At 53.9% G+C, this 25,222-nt stretch carries 28 protein-coding genes; 13 read left to right on the plus strand and 15 right to left on the minus strand.

What is annotated here, in order from left to right:
* Positions 1–2 precede the first annotated feature (2 nt).
* The 4 genes from ACTF5M_RS01795 to ACTF5M_RS01810 all read right to left on the minus strand — a co-directional run bounded on the left by ACTF5M_RS01795 (position 3) and on the right by ACTF5M_RS01810 (position 2,455).
* On the minus strand, positions 3–1,574 hold the full coding sequence (locus ACTF5M_RS01795) for a gamma-glutamyltransferase family protein (protein ID WP_438959394.1): 1,572 nt from the start codon (positions 1,572–1,574) through the stop codon (positions 3–5).
* 72 nt (positions 1,575–1,646) lie between these two features.
* Complete coding sequence (locus tag ACTF5M_RS01800; protein WP_438959395.1) at positions 1,647–1,817, minus strand: hypothetical protein; 171 nt, start codon at positions 1,815–1,817, stop codon at positions 1,647–1,649.
* Positions 1,801–2,127: a hypothetical protein gene (locus ACTF5M_RS01805; RefSeq protein ID WP_438959396.1), complete on the minus strand. Its 327-nt coding sequence runs from the start codon at positions 2,125–2,127 to the stop codon at positions 1,801–1,803. The genes ACTF5M_RS01800 and ACTF5M_RS01805 overlap by 17 nt, the downstream gene beginning before the upstream one ends.
* The gene (locus ACTF5M_RS01810; RefSeq protein WP_438959397.1) at positions 2,120–2,455 is read right to left on the minus strand and encodes an STAS domain-containing protein; all 336 of its coding nucleotides are present in this window, start codon (positions 2,453–2,455) and stop codon (positions 2,120–2,122) included. Before ACTF5M_RS01810 ends, ACTF5M_RS01805 begins: the two co-directional genes overlap by 8 nt.
* 97 nt (positions 2,456–2,552) lie before the next feature.
* Here ACTF5M_RS01810 and ACTF5M_RS01815 point away from each other — a divergent pair, with 97 nt between their 5' ends.
* From ACTF5M_RS01815 to ACTF5M_RS01840, 6 genes are all read left to right on the plus strand, one after another.
* Positions 2,553–3,035, plus strand: a complete 483-nt coding sequence (locus tag ACTF5M_RS01815) for a GAF domain-containing protein (protein WP_438959398.1) — start codon at positions 2,553–2,555, stop codon at positions 3,033–3,035.
* A gap of 85 nt (positions 3,036–3,120) precedes the next feature.
* Positions 3,121–3,684 carry a helix-turn-helix domain-containing protein gene (locus ACTF5M_RS01820; RefSeq protein WP_438959399.1) on the plus strand — a complete coding sequence of 188 codons (564 nt, stop codon included), beginning with the start codon at positions 3,121–3,123 and terminating at the stop codon, positions 3,682–3,684.
* The gene (locus tag ACTF5M_RS01825; RefSeq protein WP_438959400.1) at positions 3,684–4,055 is read left to right on the plus strand and encodes a GFA family protein; all 372 of its coding nucleotides are present in this window, start codon (positions 3,684–3,686) and stop codon (positions 4,053–4,055) included. The genes ACTF5M_RS01820 and ACTF5M_RS01825 overlap by 1 nt, the downstream gene beginning before the upstream one ends.
* Positions 4,056–4,057: 2 nt before the next feature.
* Entirely contained in the window at positions 4,058–6,502 is a 2,445-nt protein-coding gene (locus tag ACTF5M_RS01830) for a GcvT family protein (protein WP_438959401.1), read from the plus strand.
* A gap of 69 nt (positions 6,503–6,571) precedes the next feature.
* A complete protein-coding gene (locus ACTF5M_RS01835) occupies positions 6,572–9,016 on the plus strand; it encodes a GcvT family protein (protein ID WP_438959402.1) in 2,445 nt (814 codons plus the stop codon).
* Between the two features lie 24 nt (positions 9,017–9,040).
* On the plus strand, positions 9,041–9,688 hold the full coding sequence (locus ACTF5M_RS01840) for a pseudouridine synthase (protein WP_438959403.1): 648 nt from the start codon (positions 9,041–9,043) through the stop codon (positions 9,686–9,688).
* A gap of 74 nt (positions 9,689–9,762) precedes the next feature.
* Here the strand turns inward: ACTF5M_RS01840 and ACTF5M_RS01845 are convergent, their stop codons facing one another.
* The 10 genes from ACTF5M_RS01845 to rbfA form a co-directional block, all read right to left on the minus strand.
* Positions 9,763–11,187, minus strand: a complete 1,425-nt coding sequence (locus ACTF5M_RS01845) for an aldehyde dehydrogenase family protein (RefSeq protein ID WP_438959404.1) — start codon at positions 11,185–11,187, stop codon at positions 9,763–9,765.
* A 68-nt stretch (positions 11,188–11,255) separates the two neighbouring features.
* Complete coding sequence (locus ACTF5M_RS01850; RefSeq protein ID WP_438959405.1) at positions 11,256–11,606, minus strand: L,D-transpeptidase; 351 nt, start codon at positions 11,604–11,606, stop codon at positions 11,256–11,258.
* A gap of 3 nt (positions 11,607–11,609) precedes the next feature.
* The gene (locus tag ACTF5M_RS01855; protein WP_438959406.1) at positions 11,610–11,837 is read right to left on the minus strand and encodes a hypothetical protein; all 228 of its coding nucleotides are present in this window, start codon (positions 11,835–11,837) and stop codon (positions 11,610–11,612) included.
* A gap of 162 nt (positions 11,838–11,999) precedes the next feature.
* The gene (gene pnp, locus ACTF5M_RS01860; RefSeq protein WP_438959407.1) at positions 12,000–14,150 is read right to left on the minus strand and encodes a polyribonucleotide nucleotidyltransferase; all 2,151 of its coding nucleotides are present in this window, start codon (positions 14,148–14,150) and stop codon (positions 12,000–12,002) included.
* 278 nt (positions 14,151–14,428) lie between these two features.
* Positions 14,429–14,698: a 30S ribosomal protein S15 gene (gene rpsO, locus ACTF5M_RS01865; protein WP_048598717.1), complete on the minus strand. Its 270-nt coding sequence runs from the start codon at positions 14,696–14,698 to the stop codon at positions 14,429–14,431.
* A 159-nt stretch (positions 14,699–14,857) separates the two neighbouring features.
* Positions 14,858–15,169 (minus strand): hypothetical protein, encoded by a 312-nt coding sequence (locus ACTF5M_RS01870; protein WP_438959408.1) that lies wholly within the window; start codon positions 15,167–15,169, stop codon positions 14,858–14,860.
* 112 nt (positions 15,170–15,281) lie between these two features.
* A complete protein-coding gene (locus tag ACTF5M_RS01875; RefSeq protein ID WP_438959409.1) occupies positions 15,282–15,788 on the minus strand; it encodes a DUF1643 domain-containing protein in 507 nt (168 codons plus the stop codon).
* Positions 15,785–16,696 carry a tRNA pseudouridine(55) synthase TruB gene (gene truB, locus ACTF5M_RS01880; RefSeq protein WP_438959410.1) on the minus strand — a complete coding sequence of 304 codons (912 nt, stop codon included), beginning with the start codon at positions 16,694–16,696 and terminating at the stop codon, positions 15,785–15,787. Before truB ends, ACTF5M_RS01875 begins: the two co-directional genes overlap by 4 nt.
* A 14-nt stretch (positions 16,697–16,710) precedes the next feature.
* Complete coding sequence (locus ACTF5M_RS01885) at positions 16,711–17,436, minus strand: phosphodiester glycosidase family protein (protein WP_438959411.1); 726 nt, start codon at positions 17,434–17,436, stop codon at positions 16,711–16,713.
* A 3-nt stretch (positions 17,437–17,439) separates the two neighbouring features.
* Positions 17,440–17,856, minus strand: coding sequence for a 30S ribosome-binding factor RbfA (rbfA, locus tag ACTF5M_RS01890; protein ID WP_391480965.1), 417 nt, complete (start codon positions 17,854–17,856; stop codon positions 17,440–17,442).
* Positions 17,857–17,931: 75 nt separating this feature from the next.
* On the opposite strand from rbfA, the gene dapB reads away from it, so the two are divergent.
* Both dapB and ACTF5M_RS01900 read left to right on the plus strand, forming a co-directional pair.
* Positions 17,932–18,741: a 4-hydroxy-tetrahydrodipicolinate reductase gene (dapB, locus tag ACTF5M_RS01895; protein ID WP_438959412.1), complete on the plus strand. Its 810-nt coding sequence runs from the start codon at positions 17,932–17,934 to the stop codon at positions 18,739–18,741.
* A 65-nt stretch (positions 18,742–18,806) separates the two neighbouring features.
* Positions 18,807–19,172 (plus strand): dihydrodipicolinate reductase, encoded by a 366-nt coding sequence (locus tag ACTF5M_RS01900; RefSeq protein ID WP_438959413.1) that lies wholly within the window; start codon positions 18,807–18,809, stop codon positions 19,170–19,172.
* A gap of 18 nt (positions 19,173–19,190) precedes the next feature.
* Here ACTF5M_RS01900 and ACTF5M_RS01905 read toward each other — a convergent pair whose 3' ends face one another.
* Entirely contained in the window at positions 19,191–19,379 is a 189-nt protein-coding gene (locus tag ACTF5M_RS01905; RefSeq protein ID WP_048598812.1) for a DUF1674 domain-containing protein, read from the minus strand.
* A gap of 47 nt (positions 19,380–19,426) precedes the next feature.
* Here ACTF5M_RS01905 and ACTF5M_RS01910 point away from each other — a divergent pair, with 47 nt between their 5' ends.
* The 5 genes from ACTF5M_RS01910 to ACTF5M_RS01930 all read left to right on the plus strand — a co-directional run bounded on the left by ACTF5M_RS01910 (position 19,427) and on the right by ACTF5M_RS01930 (position 25,169).
* Complete coding sequence (locus tag ACTF5M_RS01910) at positions 19,427–20,695, plus strand: RsmB/NOP family class I SAM-dependent RNA methyltransferase (protein WP_438959414.1); 1,269 nt, start codon at positions 19,427–19,429, stop codon at positions 20,693–20,695.
* A 104-nt stretch (positions 20,696–20,799) separates the two neighbouring features.
* Entirely contained in the window at positions 20,800–22,515 is a 1,716-nt protein-coding gene (locus tag ACTF5M_RS01915) for a heparinase II/III family protein (RefSeq protein WP_438959415.1), read from the plus strand.
* Positions 22,516–22,531: 16 nt separating this feature from the next.
* The gene (gene purH / locus ACTF5M_RS01920) at positions 22,532–24,115 is read left to right on the plus strand and encodes a bifunctional phosphoribosylaminoimidazolecarboxamide formyltransferase/IMP cyclohydrolase (RefSeq protein ID WP_438959416.1); all 1,584 of its coding nucleotides are present in this window, start codon (positions 22,532–22,534) and stop codon (positions 24,113–24,115) included.
* The gene (lspA, locus tag ACTF5M_RS01925) at positions 24,115–24,588 is read left to right on the plus strand and encodes a signal peptidase II (protein ID WP_391480975.1); all 474 of its coding nucleotides are present in this window, start codon (positions 24,115–24,117) and stop codon (positions 24,586–24,588) included. The genes purH and lspA overlap by 1 nt, the downstream gene beginning before the upstream one ends.
* Positions 24,589–24,638: 50 nt before the next feature.
* Entirely contained in the window at positions 24,639–25,169 is a 531-nt protein-coding gene (locus ACTF5M_RS01930; protein ID WP_438959417.1) for a DUF3035 domain-containing protein, read from the plus strand.
* Positions 25,170–25,222 lie beyond the last annotated feature (53 nt).

The raw sequence follows: 25,222 nt of genomic DNA on the forward strand, positions 1-25,222 counted from the left end.
GGTTAGATGCCCAAGGCGCATCCGTCTTTGCGCGGATCAGAGCCACCTTCCAGCACACCGTTGTCATGCAGAACAATCGCTTGCGCGCCGCCAATTGGGGTGTCTGGGACATCAACGGTATGGCCAAGGCTGGTTAGTTCGTTGCGCACATCGTCGCTGTAGCCGCGCTCAACCTTCAGGGTCCCTTTGTCTGCAAACGAACGGGGCGCATCAATGGCGTCCTGAACTGACATGTCAAAGTCGACCATGTTGCTGATCAAACGCGCATGCCCATTTGGTTGGTATGCGCCACCCATCACGCCGAACGGCATAAGCACGCGACCTGCTTTTTTGACGATGCCCGGAATGATTGTATGCATCGGGCGCTTAGCGCCTGCAGCCTCGTTGGGGTGGCCCTGTTCAAGCGTGAAGCCCGCGCCACGGTTTTGGAACAAAACTCCGTAGTTGGGCGTAGCAATGCCAGAGCCAAAACCGTGAAAAACAGAATAGATCAACGAAACACTCATCCGGTTTTTATCGACGACTGTGATGTAGATTGTGTCTTTGTGAACAGCTTCCGAGATGGCTTCGGGATCGGCTATCGTATGTTTGGGATCGATCAGGTCGCACAAACGGTCCGCAGTATCTTGGGACAACAGATAATCGGTCGGCGTGCCTGTGTCTGCGATGAACCGGTTGCGTGCGTCATATGCAAGCTTTGCGATTTCAGCTTCAATATGCACACGCTCTGCGCCGAATGGGTCCATAGATTTAATGTCAAAGCGCTTCATCATATTCATCATGAGGATCGCTGTCGCGCCGTGTCCGTTTGGTGGGTGCTCGACCACTTCTAAATCACCGTAGGTGCCGGAAATGGGCTGTGTGTAATCGGACTGGGTCCTGGCAAGGTCGTCCATGGTGTGCGTGCCACCAGCCGCATTTAACGTAGCTACCATTTCTTCAGCGACTGCGCCCGTGTAGAAACCATCGCGGCCGTGTTCGGCCAAGTGGCGCAACAATTTCAGCTGTCGTGGGTCGCGGAATACTTCACCGGTTTTGTAGACTTCGCCGCCGTTGAGGAATTGATCGCGCGCGCTTCCCTGAAGTGCTTCAAGCCCCTCCGCCCAGTCAAAGGCAACACGTGGCGCAACGGGTATCCCGTGCTCTGCGTAGTGCATAGACGGCTGCAGCAGATGATCCCATGGTAGCTGCCCCCAGTCTTTGGAGAGCCGTGCAAAGGCATCAACAGCGCCGGGAATTGTGACAGCAGAAGCATCGCGGAGTGGAATAGTGTCATGACCGTCCGCGCGTAATTTAGCGGCGGAAAGGCCAGCAGGCGCGCGGCCTGATCCGTTCATCGCCTTAATTTCGTTACTGTTTGGCGGCGTGAAAAGCACAAAGCAATCGCCGCCTAGCCCAGTCATTTGTGGCTCACACAGTCCCAGTACAATTGCTGCAGAGATAGCCCCATCCATCGCGTTGCCGCCCTTTGCAATGATATCAAGCGCGGTTTTGCTTCCGATTGGGTGGGATGTGGCGACCATAGCATCTTGCGCGAAAACGGAAGAACGGTGTGGTTTGTGGAAATCGCGCATGACGTGCCTTGCTTATGATCTGGTTGGCCAGACATTAGGCTAAATCTTTGGCTCGTCTATGGGGCTTTCGAATTAATGTGGTGTGGGCGCTGGCACTTTGGTGATGATAAAGCTTAGGTGGTTTGTGCTGTTGCTGCGTTTGTACTCAAGATTGTCTGCCAAGGTATTGATGATGATCAGGCCGAAACCACTTTCAGGCAGGCGACTTGTCTCAGGTGTAGCTGCTTCAGTTGGAAGCTGCACAGCCTCGGGAATGGCCGCCTTTTTCAAAGACGTGAAACTGCCACGCCCAAACCAGATCGTCGGCCATAATATTGATCGTACCGCAATCCGTGTTGCGATAAGCCTGCTCGCTGATGTTGCTAAGGACTTCTGCCAGTACCAATTCGGCAATAGTAATTGTTTCGGCGCCACCCAATGTGCGTTCGGACAGTTGCATACGAATGCTATGCAGCACGCGCCGAATGCCTGCCGGAGTGGCGTCGCACTGCACTTCAAAAAGCATGTTGGACGCCTCAACGGGGCGTGGTTGGCTCAAAGCTTTTTCACACATCTGCGCGATACGTGACTGGCAGTTGTTTGTGAATTTTGAAAACAGTGTCCATGTGGGTCAGTGTGAAAACCTTTTCGACAGCTGAGGACAAGCAGGCAAGCTCGAGCGCTGCGCCGTTTGGCATTTGTTTAAGTGCCGCGACGATCGCACGAAGCCCGCTGGAATCAATGAATGTTACTTCGCTAAGATCCAGTATTGCGCGGCCTGTTTCGTCTTGTGTGGCGGCTCTCATCGCGTCTTTGAATGCAATCGCCGCCATTGCGTCAATCCTTGTCTCTTCGACGTGCAAGATCAGCCCTGCTAACGTCGTTGTTTGTGTTAGTCTCACCTTTTACCCTCCGGTTCTCCCTGCAGAAGGGTGTAAAGGCCCAACCGTTACCAATTCCTTTCTTGTGCCTGCGTGATCCGCAGCGCATTTATCTAAAATGATCACCAAACCGGAGCCGCCCGTCATGATTGATTATCCTGCTTTGCACAAAACCATTGATGCGCTGACACAAGGTGAAACAGATGAGATTGCTCTGATGGCGACGGTCGTGTGTGAGGTGCATCACGCGGATGATCGGTTTGATTGGACCGGGTTTTACCGCGTGACAGAACCCGAAGTTTTGAAAATCGGTCCCTATCAAGGTGGGCATGGGTGCCTAAAAATTCCTTTCTCTCGGGGTGTTTGTGGCGCTGCAGCGCGCCTTCAATCTCCACAGTTGGTTGCGGATGTTCATGCGTTTGAGGGACATATTGCATGTGCGTCGTCTACACAGTCTGAGTTGGTTTTGCCCGTATTTGATGGGCATGGTGCGCTTTTGGCGGTGTTTGATTTGGACAGTGATGAGCCTGCTGCCTTTACAAATGAAGACGTGCAGCAAATGACATCTTTGTTGCACCGCGTTTTTCAAAAAGTTCTTTAGCCACCTGAAATTTTTATCTTGGCAAAGTCAGAATTTTGCGGCTACGTGAAATAACGCAGTATTTTTTCACGAAGAGGTTTGAGTCGTGCGACATGAACAGCCAGTTAAAACGCTCGGCGCTGACTTAAGGGCCCTGCGCAAAGCGCGTGGTATGAAGCTGCAAGATCTTGCGGATATGCTTGGTCGCTCTGTCGGCTGGGTATCGCAGGTTGAGCGCGATATGTCTGAGCCTTCAATCAATGATTTGCGTGACATGGCACGTGCACTTGATGTGTCTGTGTCGTCTTTGTTTCGCGTAAATGCAGCCCCTGACGAGGAAGGGCTAATCGTTCGTGCGGGCGCGCGCCGCCCAATCGGATCACGCGCCGCCGGTCTGGTTGAGGAGCTTTTGTCGCCCGATCTTAGCGATGACTTCGAAATGGTTCATTCAAGCTTTGCAGTGGGCGCCATTCTTGAGCAGTTTGTCGAGCGTCCCACGCAAGAGGTTGGGTATATTGTGCGCGGCAAACTTGACGTAACCATCGCGGACAAGACATTCACCCTCTCAAAAGGGGATAGCTTCCGTGTGAAGGGTCAACCTTTCCGGTGGGCGAACCCTTACGGTGAAACATGTGAGGCGGTCTGGGTTATCGCGCCACCGGTTTATTGATGCGCGGGTCATGCCTGTGCGGGGGCTGCAGTTTTGAAGTGACGGAACCCGTCACGCGAATGGCGGCATGTCACTGCACTCAGTGCCGTAAGCAATCGGGCCACTATTGGGCAGCAGGCCAAGTAAGCGACACAGGTATTTCAATCACTGGTGCGGTGTCGTGGTTTGCGTCTTCTCAGACAGCACAACGTGGCTTCTGCCCGACCTGCGGCAGCGTTTTATTTTGGAAACTAGCTGGTGAGCCAAGCGTTAGTTTTTCGCTTGGGGCCATTGATGGGCCAACCCAAGGCCAGCTTGATGAACACATACACGTAGGCGCCAAGGGCGACTATTACACAATCGCGGATGATTTACCGCAAAGGGAGAACTAGACATGGCGGATTTTCCAACGACAGCTCGGGTTGTTATTATTGGGGGCGGTGTTGTGGGCGTTTCCACGCTTTACCATCTTGCCAAAGAAGGTTGGACGGACTGTGTGCTTCTTGAAAAGAACGAGCTGACAGCGGGCTCGACATGGCATGCGGCGGGCAACTGCCCCAACTTTGCGCCCAATTGGGCCGTGATGAACATGCAGCGTTATTCGCTTGAGATGTACCGTGGCCTCGCGGACGAGGTCGACTACCCGATGAATTATCATGTCACGGGTGCGCTGCGTTTGGGTCACACCAAAGAACGTGCCATGGAGTTTGAAAAAGTTGCTGGCCAAGCCCGCGCGATGGGCTTGCAGATGGATATGATCACTCGCGAGGAGATGAAGGATTATAACCCATTCGTTGAGACGCATGATCTTGAAGGTATCCTTTGGGACCCGCTTGACGGTGACATTGACCCCGCACAATTGACCCAAGCGCTCGCCAAAGGTGCACGCGATTTGGGGGCCAACATCCAGCGCTTTTGTCCAGCGACGGGTGTATCGCGTGATGGGGATGAGTGGATCGTTCACACGGAAAAAGGCGATATCCGCTGCGAGAAAGTTGTGAACGCGGCGGGGTATTACGCAGCGCGTGTGGGTGAGTGGTTCAAGCCTTTCGGTGGCCGTGACGTGCCGTTGACGGTGATGTCCCACCAATATTTTCTGACCGAAGAGATTGACGAGATCAAACAGTGGACCCAAGAAAACGGGCGCAAGACACCGATGATCCGTGACGTAGATAGCAGCTATTATCTACGCCAAGACAAAAACGGTTTGAACCTTGGGCCATATGAATTCAACTGCAAGGCGCATTGGACTACCAAAGAAGATGCGATGCCGCACGATTTCAGCTTCCAGCTGTATCCTGACGATCTGGACCGTCTGGAGTGGTACATTGAAGACGCGATGGAGCGCGTGCCTTTGCTTGGGACCGGTGGCGTTGGCCGCAACATTAACGGCCCAATTCCATATGCGCCTGATGGTCTGCCGATGATAGGTCCGATGCCTGGTGTGAAAAACGCATTTGAGGCCCACAGCTTTACGTTTGGTATCGTACAAGGCGGTGGAGCAGGCAAGGTAATGGCCGAATGGCTGATCCACGGAGAAACCTCAAACGATATGTGGGCCGTTGATCCGCGCCGCTACACCGCGCACGCTGATTTCGATTATAACTTGCAAAAGTCGCTCGAGACTTATGGCCATGAATACGGAATGCACTTCCCGCACAAAGAATGGCCTGCAGGGCGTGACAAAAAGCTGTCACGGAATGATGCGGCTGTTCGCGCAAACGGCGGTGTGATGGGGGCCTATAACGGTTGGGAACGTGCGAACTGGTTTGCTAAAGAAGGCGATGATACCTCAATCGAGAGCACTGAAACATGGGACCGCGCAGGTCCATGGGAACCTCGCATTAAAGCCGAAGTAGAAGCGGTGCGTGACGGGGTCGGTGTTCTGGATTTGCCTGGGTTCTCGCGGTTCATCCTTAAGGGGGAAGGTGCTGCTGAGGCGCTTCGCTCCACAATCACGGGTGCGTTGCCAAAGACTGGCCGGATGAACCTTGCGTATTTCGCAGACACCAAAGGCCGCCTTCTTACTGAGATGTCTGTTGGTCGTTTAGGCGAAGACGAGTTCCAGCTCATCACCGCAGCACCTGCGCAGTGGCATGATTTTGAAGTCCTGCGTGACCGGTTGCCTGATGGTCTTGAGTTGGCTGATGTCACAGATGAATATTCGACCCTCATTCTAACGGGCCCGAAGTCGCGCGAATTGTTGGCCGGTCTGACTGACGGTGATCTGTCGTTGGGTTGGCTAACGATCCAAGATGCAACTGTGGCTGGTGAACAGGCGCGCTTGATCCGTGTCAGCTTTGCCGGTGAGTTGGGCTGGGAAATTCATGCGCCTATGGGAAGCATCAAGGCGATCTATGATGCTGTGCTTGCCGCTGGTGCAACGCCGTTCGGGATGTACGCGCTGAATAGCATGCGGATCGAAAAAGGTTACCGTGCGTGGAAAGGTGATCTGTCGTCAGACTATACAGTGCTTGAAAGCGGCATGGGGCGTTTTGTGCGCTTCGATAAATCGCAGGACTTCGTGGGCAAAGCGGCTATCGCAGCAGAGCACCAGCAGGGGCGTAAGAAAGCTTTCGTCACCATGACTGTCGAGGCGGGCGAGCAAGACGCACCCTATATGGCGCCGGTCTATGCAAATGGTGAAGTGGTCGGCGAAGTTACATCTGCCGCTTATGGTTATCGGTGTGATCGGGCCATTGCGCTGGGCATGGTTCGCATTGATGCGGCGGTTGCTGGTACTCAGCTTGAGATTGATGTCTTCGGCAAGCGTATGGCGGCAGTGGTGCAAGAAGATCAGCCCCTTTGGGACCCTGAGAATGCTCGCATCCGTGCGTAATTCACTTGGCTTTGGCGCGGCCCATTGGGACTGCGCCTTTCATTTTCATTATCTTTAAGGACCCTCCTGATGAGCCTTCCTGAAAAAGCCCGCGTTGTCATCATTGGCGGTGGCGTAATTGGTTGTTCTGTCGCCTATCACCTTGCGAAAAAAGGGTGGAAAGACATTGTTCTGCTGGAGCGCAAGCAGCTGACGTCCGGCACAACGTGGCACGCAGCGGGCCTGATTGCGCAGCTCCGTGCAACGGCTAACATGACGAAATTGGCCAAATATTCCCAAGAACTTTACGGCGAGCTTGAAGCAGAAACCGGTGTTGCTACGGGCTTCAAACGCTGTGGTTCGATCACGGTTGCGCTGACAGAAGAGCGGCGTGAAGAGATCTACCGCCAAGCTGCCATGGCGCGCGCTTTCGGCGTTGAGGTTGAGGAAATCTCTAACGAGCGTGTCCAAGAGCTTTACCCGCATATCAACCTCGATGGAGTTGTGGGTGCAGTTTATTTGCCCAAGGACGGGCAGGGCGATCCTGCCAACATCGCACTCGCGCTAGCTAAGGGCGCGCGTCAGAACGGTGCGCTAATTAAAGAGCGCGTTAAAGTGACTGGCATCGCGAAAGAAAGACAACGTGTCACCGGTGTCGATTGGCAAACTGAGGACGGAAATACGGGTCATATCGAAGCAGACATGGTCGTGAACTGCGGTGGCATGTGGGGTCGTGAGATTGGCAAAATGGCGGGCGTTTCCGTGCCGCTTCATGCTTGCGAGCACTTCTATATTGTCACTGAAAACATTCCCGACATGACGCAGCTGCCCGTTCTGCGCGTGCCTGACGAATATGCGTACTACAAAGAAGATGCCGGTAAGATTTTGCTTGGCGCTTTCGAGCCTGAAGCCAAACCTTGGGCGATGGATGGCATTCCTGAGAATTTCGAATTTGATCAACTACCCGAGGATTTTGATCATTTTGAGCCAATTCTGGAAAAAGCTGTGGACCGCGTGCCGCTGCTTGCTGAGGCGGGTATTCATACATTCTTCAATGGTCCCGAAAGCTTCACGCCTGATGATGCGTATCACCTTGGTCTTGCGCCCGAGTTGGATAATTTCTGGGTGGCATGTGGTTTCAACTCGATCGGTATTCAGTCTGCTGGTGGGGCGGGGCACGCGCTGGCCGAGTGGATGCATAGTGGTGAAAAACCGTTTGATCTGGGCGATGTGGACATTGCACGGATGCAGCCGTTTCAGTCGAATGCGAAGTATTTGTATGAGCGTTCCAAAGAAACATTGGGATTGCTTTATAAGGATCACTTTCCGTTCAAACAAAAAGAAACAGCACGCGGGGTGCGGCGCTCACCGTTCCATAATCATATGACAGAACGTGGTGCTGTGATGGGTGAGTTCGCTGGTTGGGAACGCCCCAACTGGTTCGCTCGCGAGGCGCAGGAGCCTGCGTATGAATACAGCTGGTCGCGTCAAAACTTCTTTGACAACGTCCGAAAAGAGCACATGGCTGTACGTCAAAACGTTGGCATGTACGACATGTCATCATTTGGCAAAATCCGCGTTGAGGGTCCAGATGCTGAGGCGTTCCTGAACTATGTCGCTGGTGGCAATTACTCAGTACCCGTTGGCAAAATTGTCTACACGCAGTTTTTGAATAACCGCGCTGGCATTGAGGCGGACGTGACTGTGACGCGCCTTGGCGAGACATCCTATTTGGTCGTGACGCCTGCTGCGACACGTCAGGCGGATCAGGTCTGGCTGATGCGCCACCGTGGTGATTTCAACGTTGCGATCATGGATGTTACTGCCGGTGAAGGTGTGCTGGCAATTATGGGGCCGCGCTCTCGTGAGTTGTTGCAGGCTGTATCGCCTAATGACTTCAGCAACGAAGTGAACCCCTTTGGTACAGCCCAAGAAATTGAGATTGGCATGGGCCTAGCCCGCGTTCACCGCGTCACATATGTCGGTGAGCTTGGGTGGGAAGTCTATGTCTCTGCGGATCAATGCGGTCATGTTTTTGAGACGGTCGCTGAAGCCGGATTTGACCTTGGCGTGCGCCTATGCGGGATGCACATGATGGATACCTGCCGGATTGAAAAAGGCTTCCGGCACTTTGGCCATGACATTACTGCCGAGGATCATATCCTTGAGGCGGGTCTTGGCTTTGCAGTCAAAAAGGACAAAGAAAATTTCATTGGCCGCGACGCGATTTTGCGCAAACAGGATACGGGCCTTGAGAACCGTTTGGTGCAATTCAAACTGAACGACCCAGAACCGCTGTTGTATCACAACGAGCCTATTTTGCGTGACGGTGAGGTGGTCGGGTATCTTTCCTCTGGCGCCTACGGTCACAATGAAGGTGCCGCGATGGGCATGGGTTACGTGCCGTGCAAAGGTGAGACCGCAGCTGAAATGCTAGGTGCAAAATTTGAGATCGATGTGGCCGGTGTGCGCGTTGAGGCGACAGCACAGATGAAACCTTTCTACGATCCGAAGTCAGAACGGGTTAAGGTCTGAGATAATTCAGTGTAAAGGCGGGGCATGAGTGATACCTATGCCCCGCCCGATATTCCGCTAGAGATTTTACACGACGATCATGAGATTGTCGTGGTGAACAAACCTGAGGGTTTGTTGAGCGTTCCCGGCAAGGGTGAACATCTGGCTGATTGCCTTGAGGCACGGGTCCGTGCGGTTTTTCCGACTGCGTTGACCGTCCATCGGCTTGATCGCGACACGAGTGGCGTCATGGTGTGGGCGCTGACCCCGTATGCCCAACGCCATATCAACCTACAGTTTGAAAAACGTCGCCCTAAAAAGACGTATGTTGCGCGGGTGCATGGCAGTGTTGAGGGGGATGAGGGCACCGTAGATTTGCCGATGATCGTCGATTGGCCCAACCGTCCATTACAGAAGGTTTGTCATGAAATGGGTAAGCCTGCGGTCACGAATTGGAAAGTGATCAAACGCTTGGACGGCGAGACGCGGCTGCGCATGTTCCCGCAAACGGGTCGGTCCCACCAGTTGCGCGTTCACTGCCTTAGCATGGGGAACCCGATCATTGGGGACCTGTTTTATGCCCCTGAAACAGCGGCAGAATATCCACGTATGATGCTGCATTCAGAGGTGTTGGAATTGCACCATCCCGACGGTGGGCAGCGTCACCGTTTCCGCGCCAAGGTCCCATTTTAGGCAGCTGCAGTAGGCGAAACGAAAAAAGCCCCGCATGGTGCGAGGCCCTCTTTTTGTTATTTTGAGCGCAGTGCTTAGTCGGCTACAAATCCGGACAGTGCTTTGACTTCAAGGAATTCATGAAGACCGAATGCACCACCTTCGCGGCCATTGCCTGACTGCTTATAGCCACCAAATGGTGAACCTTGGGCGAAGCCTTTGCCGTTGGTTTCAACCATGCCTGAGCGCAGTTGACGACCTACGCGCATACGCTTGGCATCGTCTGAACTTTGCACATAGTTGGTAAGACCGTAGACAGTGTCATTTGCCAGTGCGACAGCTTCTTCTTCTGCGTCAAACGGGATGATGGACAGCACTGGGCCAAAAATTTCGGTCCGCGCAATTTCCATGTCGTTGTTCACATCAGCAAATACTGTCGGGCGAACAAAATAGCCGCGGTTCAAGCCGTCTGGGCGGCCTGTACCACCAGCGACGAGGCGCGCTTCTTTCTTGCCAATCTCGATCAGATCTTGGATTTTGGTGAACTGTGCTTCTGACACGACGGGGCCGATGTGCTCGCCTTCTTCAGATGCAGGACCTACGCGTGTTGCTTCTGCTGTTGCTGCGGCTTGGATGACTGCTTCATCATAGCGGCTGCGTTCGACAAGCATACGTGTGGGGGCGTTACATGATTGGCCGGAGTTGCGGAAACAGCGGGCGGCTCCGCGGTTTACAGCGTCTTCGTCTGCATCAGCGAAAATGATGTTTGCACCTTTGCCGCCCAATTCAAGGCTGACGCGCTTCAGAGTGTCAGCAGCCACTTTTGAAATTGCGATACCAGCGCGTGATGAGCCTGTGAAGCTGACCATGTCCACATCCGGGTGGCATGAAAGCTGTGAGCCAACGCCGAGTCCATCCCCGTTCACCAAGTTGAACACGCCAGCAGGGAAACCTGCTTCGTGCATGAATTCAGCGAACAAAATACCCGACAGCGGGGATACTTCGGATGGTTTCAGCACAACTGTACAGCCGGTCGCGATGGCGGGGATCACTTTTAGGATGATCTGGTTCATTGGCCAGTTCCAAGGTGTGATCAAAGCACAAACGCCAATTGGTTCCAGAAGTGTAGCCTCGGTTGGCGTGTGCATTTTTTCAAATTCAAACCCGTCGAACGCTTTCAAGAAGCCATCGATGTGCCATGTGCCGGCGCCAATTTGTTGAACGCGCGCAAGTTGCTGCGGTGCGCCCATCTCTGTTGAGATTGCTTGGGCCATGTCTTCGGCGCGGGACACGTAAATGTCGCGGAACTTTTGCAACAATGCCACGCGGTCCGCTTTGTTTGTCTGGGACCAGCCAGGAAATGCGGCTTTCGCTGCTGCAACTGCTGCGTCTGTGTCAGCCTGATTGCCGATGGCGATCGTGGCGCATACTTCCTCGGTTGAGGGGTTGATTACATCCATCGTTGCAGCACTGTTGGGGGCGACCCATTGACCGTTGATGTAGAATTCCTGAGTGTTCATTTCGCGCTCCCTGACGGCCTAAATTTTGTGCACACTGTCACGAGGAGGCGGGTTCGTTCAAGCCTCAGTTACGTCACTAACAAGCGGGTTCCGACCTTTACGTGCGGATAAAGCATTTGCATGTGATCATTGCGCAGTTTGATGCAGCCAGTCTCATAGGCCAGCCTTATTGACCACGGTATGTTGGTGCCGTGAATACGGTAGTATGTGGGGCGCCCGTTCACGGCCATGTAAAGTGCTGCCGCGCCCATGGGGTTCCGCGGATCGCCGCCATCAAGCCCGCCTTTGTATTGGGCATAAAGGTCTGGCCGTCGTCTCAGCATACGGGGCGTCGGAGTCCAGCGGGGCCATTCAGCTTTGCGATGAATTGTGGCGCGCCCTTTGAAATCAAGGCCTTGTTTCCCCAAGGAAACGCCCACACGCTACGCCACACCACGCTTACGAATACGTAAAAGCTGAAACCGGTCTGACAACACTCGAATACTGCCTACGCGCCACGAGGCGAGGACTTTAACCATCACGGGTTTGAAATGCTCTTCCAGTTTGTACGCGTCATTCGGGTCTTTTGCTGCACGCCTAAAGAACGCCGCAGCAGGAGAGGCTGCAAGCAAAGCAGGTGATGCAAGAAGAAAAGATCGCCGAGAAATCATAACAAGACACCGTTTACGCGTACTATGGTTAACATAAGGCAAAATGCGGGTGCAAAAATGAAAGCCGCCACATCACAAAATTTGGCTCACACAGCGATTAGATAGCAAAAAGCCCCGCTATTTCTAGCGGGGCTTTGAGATGATTAAGCGGTGAGAAAGAATTTACTCTTCTTCGTCGCCTTTTTTCTTTTTCGGCTCTTCTTTGATCTCTTCGCCAGTTGCTTGATCCACAACTTTCATAGAAAGGCGAACCTTGCCGCGGTCATCAAAGCCCAGCAGTTTGACTTTCACTTCCTGGCCCTCTTTGAGGACGTCGGATGGGTGGTTCAAACGGCGGTTTTCGATTTGGCTGACGTGTACCAAGCCATCGCGCTTACCAAAGAAGTTCACGAACGCACCAAAGTCGACGATTTTGACGACTGTACCGGTGTAGACTGCGTTCACTTCGGGCTCTGCCACGATAGAATAGATCATGTCGTAGGCTTTTTGGATGGCTTCTGCATTTGCAGAGGCAATCTTGATGATGCCGTCGTCGTTGATGTCGACTTTAGCGCCGGACGTTTCAACGATTTCACGGATCACTTTACCACCAGAACCGATAACCTCACGGATTTTATCCGTTGGAACCTGCATTGTTTCAATGCGCGGTGCGTGAGCAGAGAATTCACTCGCGCCAGACAGCGCTTTGTTCATCTCGCTAAGAATATGCATACGACCATCTTTCGCTTGGTCGAGTGCTTTTTCCATGATCTCGGGTGTGATGCCTGCGACTTTGATGTCCATCTGAAGTGATGTGATACCTTTTTCGGTACCCGCCACTTTGAAGTCCATATCGCCAAGGTGATCTTCGTCGCCAAGGATATCGGTCAGGATCGCATATGATCCGTCATCTTCAAGAACGAGGCCCATCGCCACACCAGCAACAGCTGATTTGAGCGGCACACCAGCGTCCATCATGGACAAAGAGCCACCACAAACTGACGCCATTGAAGACGAACCGTTTGATTCAGTGATCTCGGAGACAACGCGCACAGTGTACGGGAAGTCTGTGGCAGCTGGCAGAACAGCCTGAAGGGCACGCCATGCAAGTTTACCGTGACCGATTTCACGACGACCGGGAGGGCCAAAGCGGCCAACTTCACCAACGGAATAGGGAGGGAAGTTATAGTGCAGCAGGAAGTTCGACTTATACATGCCTTGAAGGCTGTCGATCATCTGCTCGTCGTCACCTGTGCCCAAAGTGGTCACAACCAAGCCTTGTGTCTCGCCGCGTGTGAACAGGGCTGAGCCGTGTGTACGTGGCAAGAAGCCAGTTTCACATACGATGTCGCGGACTTCATCTGTACGACGACCATCAATGCGCTTGCCGTTTTTCACAACATCACCGCGCAGAACGCCGCTTTCGAGTTTCTTGAGCGCTGTGCCAAGGTTCTCGTCTGCGAGCTGCTCTTCTGAAAGGCTTGCTTTGATTTCTTCTTTGACGGCGGCAACAGCGTTTGTGCGCTCTTGCTTGTCACCGATCGCATACGCCGCGCGCATTTTCTCTTCGCCAGCGGCTTTAACTGCTGCGAACAAATCGCTGTAGTCAGGTGCTTGGAAGTCAAACGGCTCTTTGGCGCAATCTTCAGCCAAAGCAATGATCAGATCGATCGCTGGTTGGATTTGCTCGTGAGCAAATTTTACAGCACCAAGCATCTCGGCTTCAGTAAGCTCGTAAGCTTCTGATTCAACCATCATCACAGCGTCTTTTGTGCCGGCAACAACCAAATCAAGGCGTTGATCAGGGTTGTTCTTCAGATCGTGCATATCGTCGATTTCTGGGTTCAAGATGTAATCGCCATCTTCATAACCGACGCGGCACGCAGCGATTGGGCCCATGAATGGAGCACCAGAAATGGTCAGCGCAGCAGATGCCGCGATCATTGCAACCATGTCAGGGTCGTTCACGCCGTCGTGCGACAGAACAGTACAGATCACCAGAACTTCGTTTTTGAAGCCAGGAACAAACAAAGGACGGATCGGACGGTCGATCAGGCGAGATGTCAGTGTTTCTTTTTCTGTTGGGCGGGCTTCGCGTTTGAAAAAGCCACCAGGGACTTTACCAGCAGCATAGTATTTCTCGCTGTAGTGCACTGTCAGCGGGAAGAAGTCTTGGCCCGGCTTTTGTGCTTTTGCGAAGGTGACGTTCGCCATTACGGATGTTTCACCGTAAGTAGCGATAACAGAACCATCAGCTTGGCGGGCAACTTTGCCTGTCTCAAGCGTGAGGGTTTCTTCACCCCATTGGATAGATTTTTTCGTGACGTTAAACATATACGTTTCCTAGTTCGGCCCACGTGGAGCCATTAGCGTAGAGGGCGAATTCCCTCTGATCCCGATATCTTATTTGGTGGGCGCTGGAATCCGGGCGCCAACTTTCAGATAGCGGCGCAATACAACAGAAAGGGCAGTTTGGGAAGCAATACCGCAAGGCCGCAAATATTCCGGCGTATTGCGTCCGAAAATGGCCCTCTGGATGGTAAGGTTATAGAACAAAAAGGCCGCCTGATTTAACAAACGGCCTTTTCGAATTCGGCTGGTTTCAAATGCGCTTAGCGGCGCAGGCCCAAACGCTTAATCAGGTCTTGGTAACGTGCTTCGTCTTTGCCACGGACATAGTCCAAAAGCTTACGACGCAGAGCGACCATCTTCAAAAGACCACGGCGACCGTGGTTGTCTTTTTTGTGTGTTTTGAAGTGCTCAGTCAGGGTCGCGATGCGCGACGACAAGATTGCAATCTGAACTTCGGGGGAACCAGTGTCACCCTCTTTGATTGCGAAATCTTTCATGATCTGTGCTTTTGTTTCAGCTGTAATCGACATCGGGGTCTCCTTTAAGGTTAGAGTGATGGCGCAAGCCGAGATGTCGTTCAGCAGGGCCCATGGAGGTATCCACGCAAAGCGCGGATGAGGGCGTATAGGCACAGATCGCTGTAAATGGAAGCGATTCTTTACGCTCTGCTCACTGTGTTGCAGCCTAGCTTACTCCGCAGCGGGGCCAATCACCGTTCCGTAAGAATCCGACATGCGCATAACCACCAAATCGGAGACATCCTCAATAGCGTCAGACGGGACTGTCCCAATCACTTGACCTGCCAACAAAACCTCGGTCGTGCCATTCAAGTGTGGCCGCAGTTGCACTTCCCTAGGGTCATAGGTTTGCTCGTCATCAATAATCACAATCAGCTGGTCTGTGTCGGGCCTGAACTCTGCTATGTTGCACGGATATTGCGATGCCCATTGGGCAAAGCTTGGCGGACGGATTGATGGCTGTGGCGATATTAGTTTTAACATTTTAACCCCTACTCAAACTATCGCCCAAAGACGGGTGATCTGTGGCAAGGATATGGAGGCGTCCGCCGCGAACTGTGGCAAGACTTGGGGCTTTGCCGAGATTTGTTCGTAGTTAAGTCCAAAGTACAGGTTTTTGCCTGTAGGCAATATAAAGCGGGTGTTTTGGATGCCCCTGTTTGGACAAGCCCAAATGGGATAGTGGTTTGCCCGTCTGATCGAGTAGTCCTTTCACAAACGCGCCCCGCTCCATAAAGGCACCGTGTGTTCCCCACGCGCATACAATTTGATCTGCGACAACCGCTGCCTGCGTGATTGCGGCGTCATTATTCGGACCGATTGGGTCTGTTGCGGTGCGCATTTTACGTGGATCTGTGTCGCGCCACGCAAAGATATTGGTCACGCAAAAGCTGCCAAAGCCCAATGTCCGTGCACGCCTTTCACAACGCTCAACAGTAGGGTCGTTTTGCACTTCTGTTGCGGTGGATGGGTTTAGCATCACGAACAAGACATGCTCTAAGGACTGGTCCCACGTTCGTGTGAGGGAGTAGCGGTATCGCTCACAATCGGAATAGACCGCTACGGACGGCGCATCATCTTTGATATGTGTTCGTGTGATCATTCGGCAGGTAAGTTAAACACCCGTGAAGGATGCAGGTTGCCCACTTTGAAAATACCAACAGCAACAGGTACGCCTTGGTGGCTTACCCAGGCTTCTTCGCCGTATTCCGCCGCGCCAATCGCCATGGCAGGGTTGCCGTTGCGAAATCGCGTGGCCGCTGCTGCATCACATGTCAGATGCGGCAGATCGCTCAGGCCCAACTCAAGCGGAAGAAGTAGATCGTCAATGTCAGCGTTGCGCGCAAGCTCTTCAATACGCTCAAGACGGATCGCGTTTTCCACATCAAAAGGGCCTGACCATACACGACGTAACCATGCAACGTGACCGAAACAGCCCAACGCTTCGCCCAAATCACGCGCGACTGATCGCACGTATCCGCCTTTGCCGCAGGTCATTTCAATAATCGCGTGATCCGCATCCGGCCGGTCACTCAGGATAATCTCGTCAACAAAAAGTGGACGCGCGGCGACTTCGAAGTCTTCGCCATCACGGGCAAGTTTATAGGCGCGTTCACCATCTATTTTTACGGCTGAAAACTTTGGGGGAACTTGCTCAATATCGCCCAGAAATGCCTGAAGTTTTGCCTTGATGTCATCCTCAGCGGGGCGGATGTCAGAGCGTGCGATGATTTCACCCTCTGCGTCATCAGTGTTTGTTGCCTCACCAAATTTCACGGAAAACTCGTATGCCTTCAACGCGTCTGTGATGTAGGGTATTGTTTTTGTTGCCTCACCCAACGCTACTGCCAGAACGCCGGTCGCATCAGGATCAAGCGTGCCTGCGTGCCCTGCTTTTTTGGCATTGAACGCCCAACGCACTTTGTTCACCACACTCGTAGACGTGGGACCTGCGGGTTTATCAATGATGATCCAACCGCTGATGTCGCGGCCATTTTTGCGTCGTGCCATGTAAATACTCGGTGTTAGTGTGAGGCAGAGATGATCGGCCCCATCGGTTGACCAATATCGGAGCGGCCAAGGGATGGGGCGTGCAACTTGCTTATGCGCCCGTCAAAGTAAAGCGCGTTTGGTGTTTTAAGGGCGTCTCTGAAAAAGAGCGCCATCTGGTGGAACGTAACGGCCCCGTTCGACATAACGAAATAGGCGGTCTTGCCATTATCGGTTGTGCCGACGCCATTGCGGATGTTGGTAAAGGTACTTTGCGGTAAAAAGCGCGGATGCAATTTGCCGTCTATTACAAACATCGGACCAGATTGTGTGGCGTGGGCACAGGACTGTGGCGATTGCTGAAAAGCGAGGGTTTCAATAGCCCGAACGGCGCTGGGCGTGATGCACAGGATCCCGTTTGGTAACAGTCCGAAGTTGCCGGGGCCTGCGTTTGGGATGACGCGCATGATTTCAACGCCGTCCTCCACATAGTAGCCGACGGGTGATCGATCCGGGTGATACATACCTGCGTTCATCGCAAAAGGCAGGGGGCCTTGGGTGGCCTCAAGGCGGCGGAAACTGCCAACGACCTCGCCATCATCACCCTTAAGATGTAGTCTCAACACAGACGGGTCGTTCACAGTACAAACGGTATATTCAGCGCCCTCATGACTTTGCACGCCGCATGTCGTTGGTTGAACATCTGCAAGCGCGCATGTGCTCGCGGCCCAAAAGGCCAACGTCAGAAGCGCACGCCGCATTCTTTAGTCCTCGGCGTCGTCGCTGGGCGCTTGCGCATCGCGGCGCACAACGTCTTGGGCCAGCAATTTCTTGGTGGCATCAATCTGATCGTAGGTGTCATCGGCCAAAAACCGCAACTCTGGCGAAAAGCGTAAAGTCAGCTTTTTATCAAGGGCATGCCGAAGCTCACCTTTGTTGCGCTTAAGTGCGGCGATTGCCTCTTCTTTTTTGTCGCCGCCCAATGGCAGCGCGTAAACAGTCGCAATCCGCAAATCGGGACTTACGCGCACCTCGCCAATAGATAGATACAGCCGGTTCAGGTCTGGATCGTGGATTTCTCCACGGGTCAAAACCTCCGACAGAGTGCGGCGAATAAGCTCGCCCACGCGCAATTGGCGTTGGGACGGAGCACCAGAGTTATCAAATTTGTTCTTTGCCATACGCGGGATGTATGACGGATGGCCTTCCTTGCCAAGCGTAGGTGTCGTAGGACGGTACGGAATATGGAGAGAATGATGACTGATTTACCGAAAATAGTGGTAACGGGTGCTTCTGGCCGGATGGGGCAGATGCTGTGCCAGACAATTTCCCAGAGTAACGCCTGCACATTGGTTGGTGCGATTGAACGAGCGGGTCACGATTGGATCGGCCGTGATATAGGCGTTGCGATGGGTGGTGCTGAAATGGGCGTGATCGTCAGCGACGATGCTCTTGCCGCACTTGCACAAGCACAGGCAGTTATTGATTTCACCGCCCCCGAAGCGACAATTGAGTTTGCGGCCATCGCCGCACAAGCCCGTGCGGTGCACGTCATCGGCACGACTGGTTTCACGGACGAGCAGATCGAGCGTCTTGAGCCGGCCAGCCGTCACTCAGTTCAGGTGCGCGCGGGAAACATGTCATTGGGCGTGAACTTGCTAACGAAACTTACCCAAATGGTCGCCAAAGCGCTGGATGAGGATTTTGACATCGAAGTGATTGAAGCCCACCACCACCACAAAGTGGATGCCCCAAGCGGAACTGCATTGATGTTGGGCGAGGCTGCTGCAGCAGGCCGTGGTGTTGCGCTTAATGATGTACGCGACGCGGGACGCGATGGCATGACGGGCGCGCGCAAACGCGGCGACATCGGTTTTGCCGTGGTCCGCGGTGGCGATATTGTGGGAGAGCATGACGTGATGTTTGCCGCAGCAGGTGAGCGGATTGTGCTGCGCCACATGGCAACAGACAGAGCGATCTTTGCGCGCGGTGCCGTAAAGGCTGCACTTTGGGGTCAGTCGCGCGGACCTGGGCAATACGATATGTTCGACGTGTTGGGCCTTTAGGCCACCGATTGATCCAAATTGACGTACCTTGCGTAACAACAGTGTATGTCAAAGAGGATCGCGCCATGGGCTTGGGAAATGTCTTTGCCACTATTTTGATTGGATCATATGCGCTTGCCTCTGCGGCGCAGGCCGATGGTTTTGCGAAAATTGATAACGAAGAACGCTTTCGCAATGTGATCCAGGGCAAGTCTCTTCACTATCCGGGCATTAAACTGCGCGTGGAAGAAACGGGCGAGATTATGGGCCGCGCACTTGGCCGTGCTGTTACTGGCGATTGGGCATGGCAATCAGGCTATTTTTGCAGAAATCTCAAGTGGGGATCGCGCGACATTGGTTACAACTGCCAAGAGGTCCGCGTGAACGATCACAAGTTACGCTTTACATCAGATCGTGGTGCAGGGCGTTCGGCGGTTTTATCACTGCGCTAGCGCGGCCTTACATCTCGATCAAAAGTCGATCGCGATGCCTTTCTTTTCCCAATCACCAAAACGAACGGGTTCGGGGCCATCCCGGCCACCAAGCTCCTTGGGCAGTGCGTCGGCTTTTGCTTTGGCGCGGCGCTCTTCGGCTTCGGCCAGCGCGCGTTTGGCGGCTTCAGGAAGATTTTGGTGCGGGTCATTTGTTGCGTCAGTCATGAGCCTGATATAGGCCGCAAGCAATTGTTGATCAAGGATATCACCACATGGCGGATCAAGGACTGGCTCCACGGCGCGCAGCGCTTAAACTTCTTGAGGCTGTTTTGGCCCAAGGGCGTTTGCTGGCCGAGGTGAGCAATACTCTCGATCACCTCAAGGCAGAGGACCGCGCACGCGCGTATCGTCTGGCCGTTCAAACACTGCGTCACCTTGATAAATGCGACCGCGTTCTGAAGCCGCATTTGAAAAAGAACCCTCCGCTGATCGTGATGAATATTTTGCGATTAGGCGTTGTGGAGATCTGCGAAGACGGAGCTGCGGCGCACGGTGTGGTGAACGCAGGCGTCACGCTGACTTCGAAATTGCCGCGGGTCGGTGGCCTTAAAGGTATGGTGAATGCTGTGTTGCGCCGCGTGGCCGAAGCGGGTCCGGATGCTTGGGCAAAACTGCCGCCCGCCCGCATGCCCAATTGGCTGCGTGGCCCGCTTGTGGCGGCGTGGGGCCGTAGCAGTGTTGAGGCTATGGAAAAAGTCCAAGGCGCAACGCCTCCGCTCGATATTTCTTTGCGTGGTCGCGACGGTGATGTGACGCCCGAAGCGGTGACGCTTCCCACGGGATCGCACCGTCTTGCGGCGTTTGGGCAAGTCTCAAAGCTTGTTGGTTTCGAGGAGGGTGCTTGGTGGGTTCAAGACGCCGCGGCGGCCCTTGCTGTCAAAGTACTTGCCCCCAAAGCAGGTGAGCGTGTCTTGGACCTGTGTGCAGCACCGGGTGGCAAAACGATGCAATTATCTGCGGCTGGTACGGATGTTGTGGCCGTTGATGATAATGCCAACCGTCTCAAGCGTGTTGAGGAAAACCTCAAGCGTGTGGATTTGAAGGCGCAGCTGGTGACCAGTGATGTCTTTGAAGTGAGCCCAGATGAGCATGGGCTTTTCGATGCTGTGTTGCTGGATGCGCCGTGCTCGGCAACTGGTACGATGCGCCGACATCCGGATTTGCCCCACGCCAAAGACGGTAGTGATTTTGGTGCTCTGATCGATTTACAGGCGCGAATGCTTGCGCACGCGAAGTGCCTTGTGAAACCGGGTGGACGGCTGGTTTTCTGCACCTGTAGCCTGCTGCCCGACGAGGGCGAGGTGCATATTGATGAGGCGGATCTAACCGGGTGGAGCGTTGATCGTGCGGCGCTGTCTGTTGAGGGTGTTGAGCCAAACTGGATCAGCGATGAGGGCGGTTTACGCTTGCGGCCTGATTATTGGGCTGAACTCGGCGGCATGGACGGCTTTTATATTGTGTGCCTGCGCAAAGACGATTGATGACACCTTGCGAGCAACGGGCTAACCTGTGACAAAACCGGCCATATCGTAGGATGTGGTGTTAGGGTGTTGCGGCGTAAATGTCGCGTAGTCGGGTGAGTTAGTTGAGCAAAAAGCAAGTTCCAACGATGGCGGATCGCTTTCATGCGTGGCGTGCTGGCAAATGCGCTGCGGCCACGGGATTTGTAGGCCAGCCTGAGCCCCGCAGTATTGGCAGTTACAACAAGGGTCGCCAGATTGTGGCGGGTAACCTGATGTTTGCGGGAGAATTGATCGAAGCGCCCGATACATCGCTTTGGGGCATTAAAATGCCGTCCGCTGATTTTAGTAATGAGGCTCACGGGTTTTTGTGGCTTGATGATCTGGCTGCGGCAGGTGATGCCAAAGCCCGCGATTTGGCGGGGCAGTGGCTGTCTGAGTGGATCGCAAAGTACCCCGCACCTTCATTACCCGCATGGTCCCCCGAGGTAACAGGGCGGCGCGTGATCCGGTGGGTAAACAACGCGCTGTTTATTTTGCGCGGTAATGGTGCAGATATCTCCGACGATTACTATAAATCTCTTGCCAAACAGACTGAATTTTTGGCCCGCCGCTGGAGTGTTTTGCCAAGTGGTTTAAGCCGTTTCGAAGCGCTTGTTGGGATCATTTATGCTGGCCTTACCATTGAGGGGATGCAGCATCATGTTGATCCTGCGATGAAAGCATTGGCCAGTGATTGTGACGCCCACATTGACGCGCAAGGCGCGATTGCAAGCCGCAATCCTGAAGAACTGCTGGACGTATTGACCCATTTGACGTGGGTGCAAAAAGCGTGTGCGGCTGTTGGGCGTGAGCCAGCAGCTGCGATCAGTAGTGCGGTTGAGCGGATAGGCCCAACTCTGCGGGCGCTGCGTCACGCTGATGGTGGGCTTACACGCTTTCATAGCGGTGGGCGCGGTGCGGATGGCAAGCTTGACCAAGCGCTGGCGGATACTGCGAGCCGCGTGGTGCATACTGGTGATACGGCCATGGGATTCGCGCGGTTGAATGGCGGACGCACGAGCCTGATTGTTGATGCAAGCCCGCCTTCCGTAACCACGAACGCGCGTCGCGCACATGCCAGCACGTTGGCGATGGAACTGACGTCTGGTAGGCGGCCACTGATTGTAAACTGCGGGGCAGGCGTATCTTTTGGCGATAGATGGGCGCGGGCGGGACGGGCGACGCCGTCGCACTCTGTTCTGCATCTTGAGGGGCTGTCCTCCGCCCAGTTAAACGATGAAGGGCATCTGGTGGGTGGTCCGCAAACGGTTCAGTTGGATATTCAGCGCACCTCCGAGAACCAAAAGCTGGGGGCTGCGCATGATGCTTGGGCAGGCTCACACGGGCTGACGCATGTGCGCGAGTTGGAGCTATCCGCAGATGGGCGCGTTTTGAACGGTTCTGACATGCTTACAACGATGAATGATGCGGATAAGAACCGCTTTGACTTGGCTTTGGACGCCACTTCTTTGCAGGGCATTGCTTACAGCGTTCGGTTTCACCTGCATGCGGAAGTGGATGCGTCACTGGACATGGCTGGTCGTGCGGTATCGCTTGTTTTACGCTCGGGTGAAATTTGGGTGTTTCGCGCAAGTGAAGGTGTGCAACTGTCACTTGAGCCGTCTGTTTATCTGGAAAAGGGGCGAATTGCCCCGCGTGCGACAATGCAGATTGTCCTTTCGGGTAAAGCCGTGGCATACGCCAGCCAAGTGAAGTGGTCACTCTCCAAAGCGCAAGACACGCCGCTGGCGGTACGCGATTTGTTCAGCAGTGACGATGCTCGCGACTGGAACGACTAAACTTAGGACCAAACACATGCCCAATCTTGCCCCTGTTACCCGCGCTTTGCTGTCAGTTTCTGACAAAACCGGACTTGTTGAATTGGGCCAAGCGCTTGCGCGGCACGGGGTCGAATTGCTGTCTACTGGCGGCACAGCAAAGACACTACGCGATGCGGGTCTTGACGTGAAAGACGTGTCAGAGGTGACGGGTTTTCCGGAAATGATGGATGGGCGTGTCAAAACCCTTCACCCCGTTGTGCATGGTGGCCTTCTTGCTCTGCGCGACAACACAGAACACCGCGCCGCAATGGACGAGCATGGTATTGGCCCGATCGATTTGGTTGTCGTGAACCTTTATCCGTTTGAAGAGACAGTAGCCAAGGGCGCCGACTACGACACCACGATTGAGAACATCGACATTGGTGGACCTGCGATGATCCGCTCTGCTGCAAAAAACCATGGGTTTGTGAATGTGGTTGTCGATGTTGAAGACTACGCGGCTGTCATTGCGCAACTTGATGCAAATGGAGGTCAAACCGAGTATGCATTCCGTCAAGGTCTGGCCCAAACGGCCTATGCGCGCACCGCAGCTTACGACACTGCGGTCAGCACTTGGATGGCTGCGCAGGTTGAAGGCACGCCGCGCCGCGTTTCAGTTTCGGGCACTTTGGCACAAACACTACGTTACGGCGAGAACCCGCATCAGTCAGCGGCGTTTTACACGGATGGTAGCACCCGTGCGGGCATCGCTACGGCCAAACAACACCAAGGCAAAGAACTGTCGTATAACAACATCAACGACACGGATGCGGCGTTTGAATTGGTAAGTGAATTTGGCGCTGATGCGCCAGCTTGCGCCATCATCAAGCACGCTAACCCATGTGGTGTGGCGACAGGTGAGACACTCCGTGATGCCTACACGCGGGCCTTCCAATGCGACCAGACAAGCGCCTTTGGTGGGATCATCGCGTTGAACCAAACGTTGGACGCTGCAACGGCTGAGGAAATCACCAGCATCTTTACTGAAGTTGTCATCGCCCCGGATGCAACGCCTGAGGCGATGGAAATCTTCGCCAATAAGAAAAATCTGCGCCTTTTGACCACTGGTGGTTTGGCGGACGCTGCTGCGGCAGGTCAGACGATCCGTCAGGTAGCAGGTGGTTATCTTGTGCAAGACAAAGACACAGGCCGCGTCAGCATGAATGACCTGAAGGTGGTGACGAAAAAGCAGCCAAGTGAGCAAGAAATGAAAGACTTAATGTTTGCTTGGACCGTGGCGAAGCACGTCAAATCAAACGCGATTATCTATGTCAAAGATGGCGCTACTGTTGGTGTGGGCGCAGGTCAAATGAGCCGCGTTGACAGCACACGCATTGCTGCGCGCAAAGCCGAAGATATGGCACAAGAGCTTGGTTTGACCGCGCCCTTGACCCAAGGGTCTGTGGTTGCGTCCGATGCGTTCTTCCCATTTGCAGACGGTTTGATCACTGCGGCTGAAGCGGGTGCTACCGCAATTATTCAACCTGGCGGCTCAATGCGTGACGATGACGTAATTGCTGCAGCTGATGAGGCTGGCCTTGCTATGGTGTTTACCGGCGTGCGCCACTTCCGCCACTAATGAAGCGCGCGCTTACAGTTGCCGCGCTGATCTTCGTTTTGGATCAAGCGATTAAGGTTTGGGTCGTTCAGGTCATGGACCTTAAAACGCTTGGATCGATCAACGTGATTGATCCCTATCTTAACCTGCGCATGGCATGGAACCGGGGTGTTAACTTCGGTTTGGGTGCTGGGCTCGATATGCGCTGGATACTCATTGGTGTTGCACTTGTGATCACGGCTGCTGTCGTGTGGTGGGTCGCACGTGAACAAATGGGCAAATGGGCGCAGATCAGCGCCGGTTTGCTTATTGGTGGGGCGCTTGGCAACATCATTGACCGGATTGTTTATGGCGCTGTTGCGGACTTTTTGAATATGTCATGCTGCGGGATTGAGAATCCTTTTGCGTTTAACGTGGCCGACATCGCCATTTTTGTGGGCGCGATTGGTTTGGTCTTTTTAACGCCGTCTGGTGAAAATAAGAAAAGCACCTGACGCGCCTAAAAATCTAGGTTATCAAAACGTAACGACTGGGTAGGGGTATTATGGGTTATCTGATTAAAGCCACGATTTTGATGATTGTTACCACTCTTGCACTTGCTGGCTGCGAGCGTGGGGAGCCTCGGCTGTTGAATTTGAAAAAGTCGCAGTCTGGCCCTGATGAATTTGCAATTTTGCCAAATAAGCCGCTGCAGGAACCCGCCAGTTTTGCTGAGCTTCCTACGCCCACGTTGGGTCAATCCAATTTGGCAGACCCCACGCCTTTCCGCGATGCCGTGGCGACACTTGGCGGTAGCCCGCAACGCATGAATGCTGATGGTCGTGCGGGCGACAATGCTATTCTGGCTCATGCCGGCCGTTACGGGACTGACGCCAACATCCGTTCTACTTTGGCGGCCAGTGATCTGGAGTTCCGCGCGGCAAACCGTGGGCGGTTGTTGGAACGCGCGGCAAATGTGAATGTTTATTTCAAAGCCTACGCTCAGCAAGCACTTGATCAGCATGCCGAGCTTGCACGTCTGCGCAGCGCTGGCGTGCGTACCCCCGCTGCACCGCCGCTGCCGCTTGACGAATAACTCATCACGAGTACGCCATCGGCCTTGAATGATTTGTCCGCCACCGTAGCTTA

This window comes from Nereida sp. (genome assembly GCF_965655635.1).
Classification (GTDB): domain Bacteria; phylum Pseudomonadota; class Alphaproteobacteria; order Rhodobacterales; family Rhodobacteraceae; genus Nereida.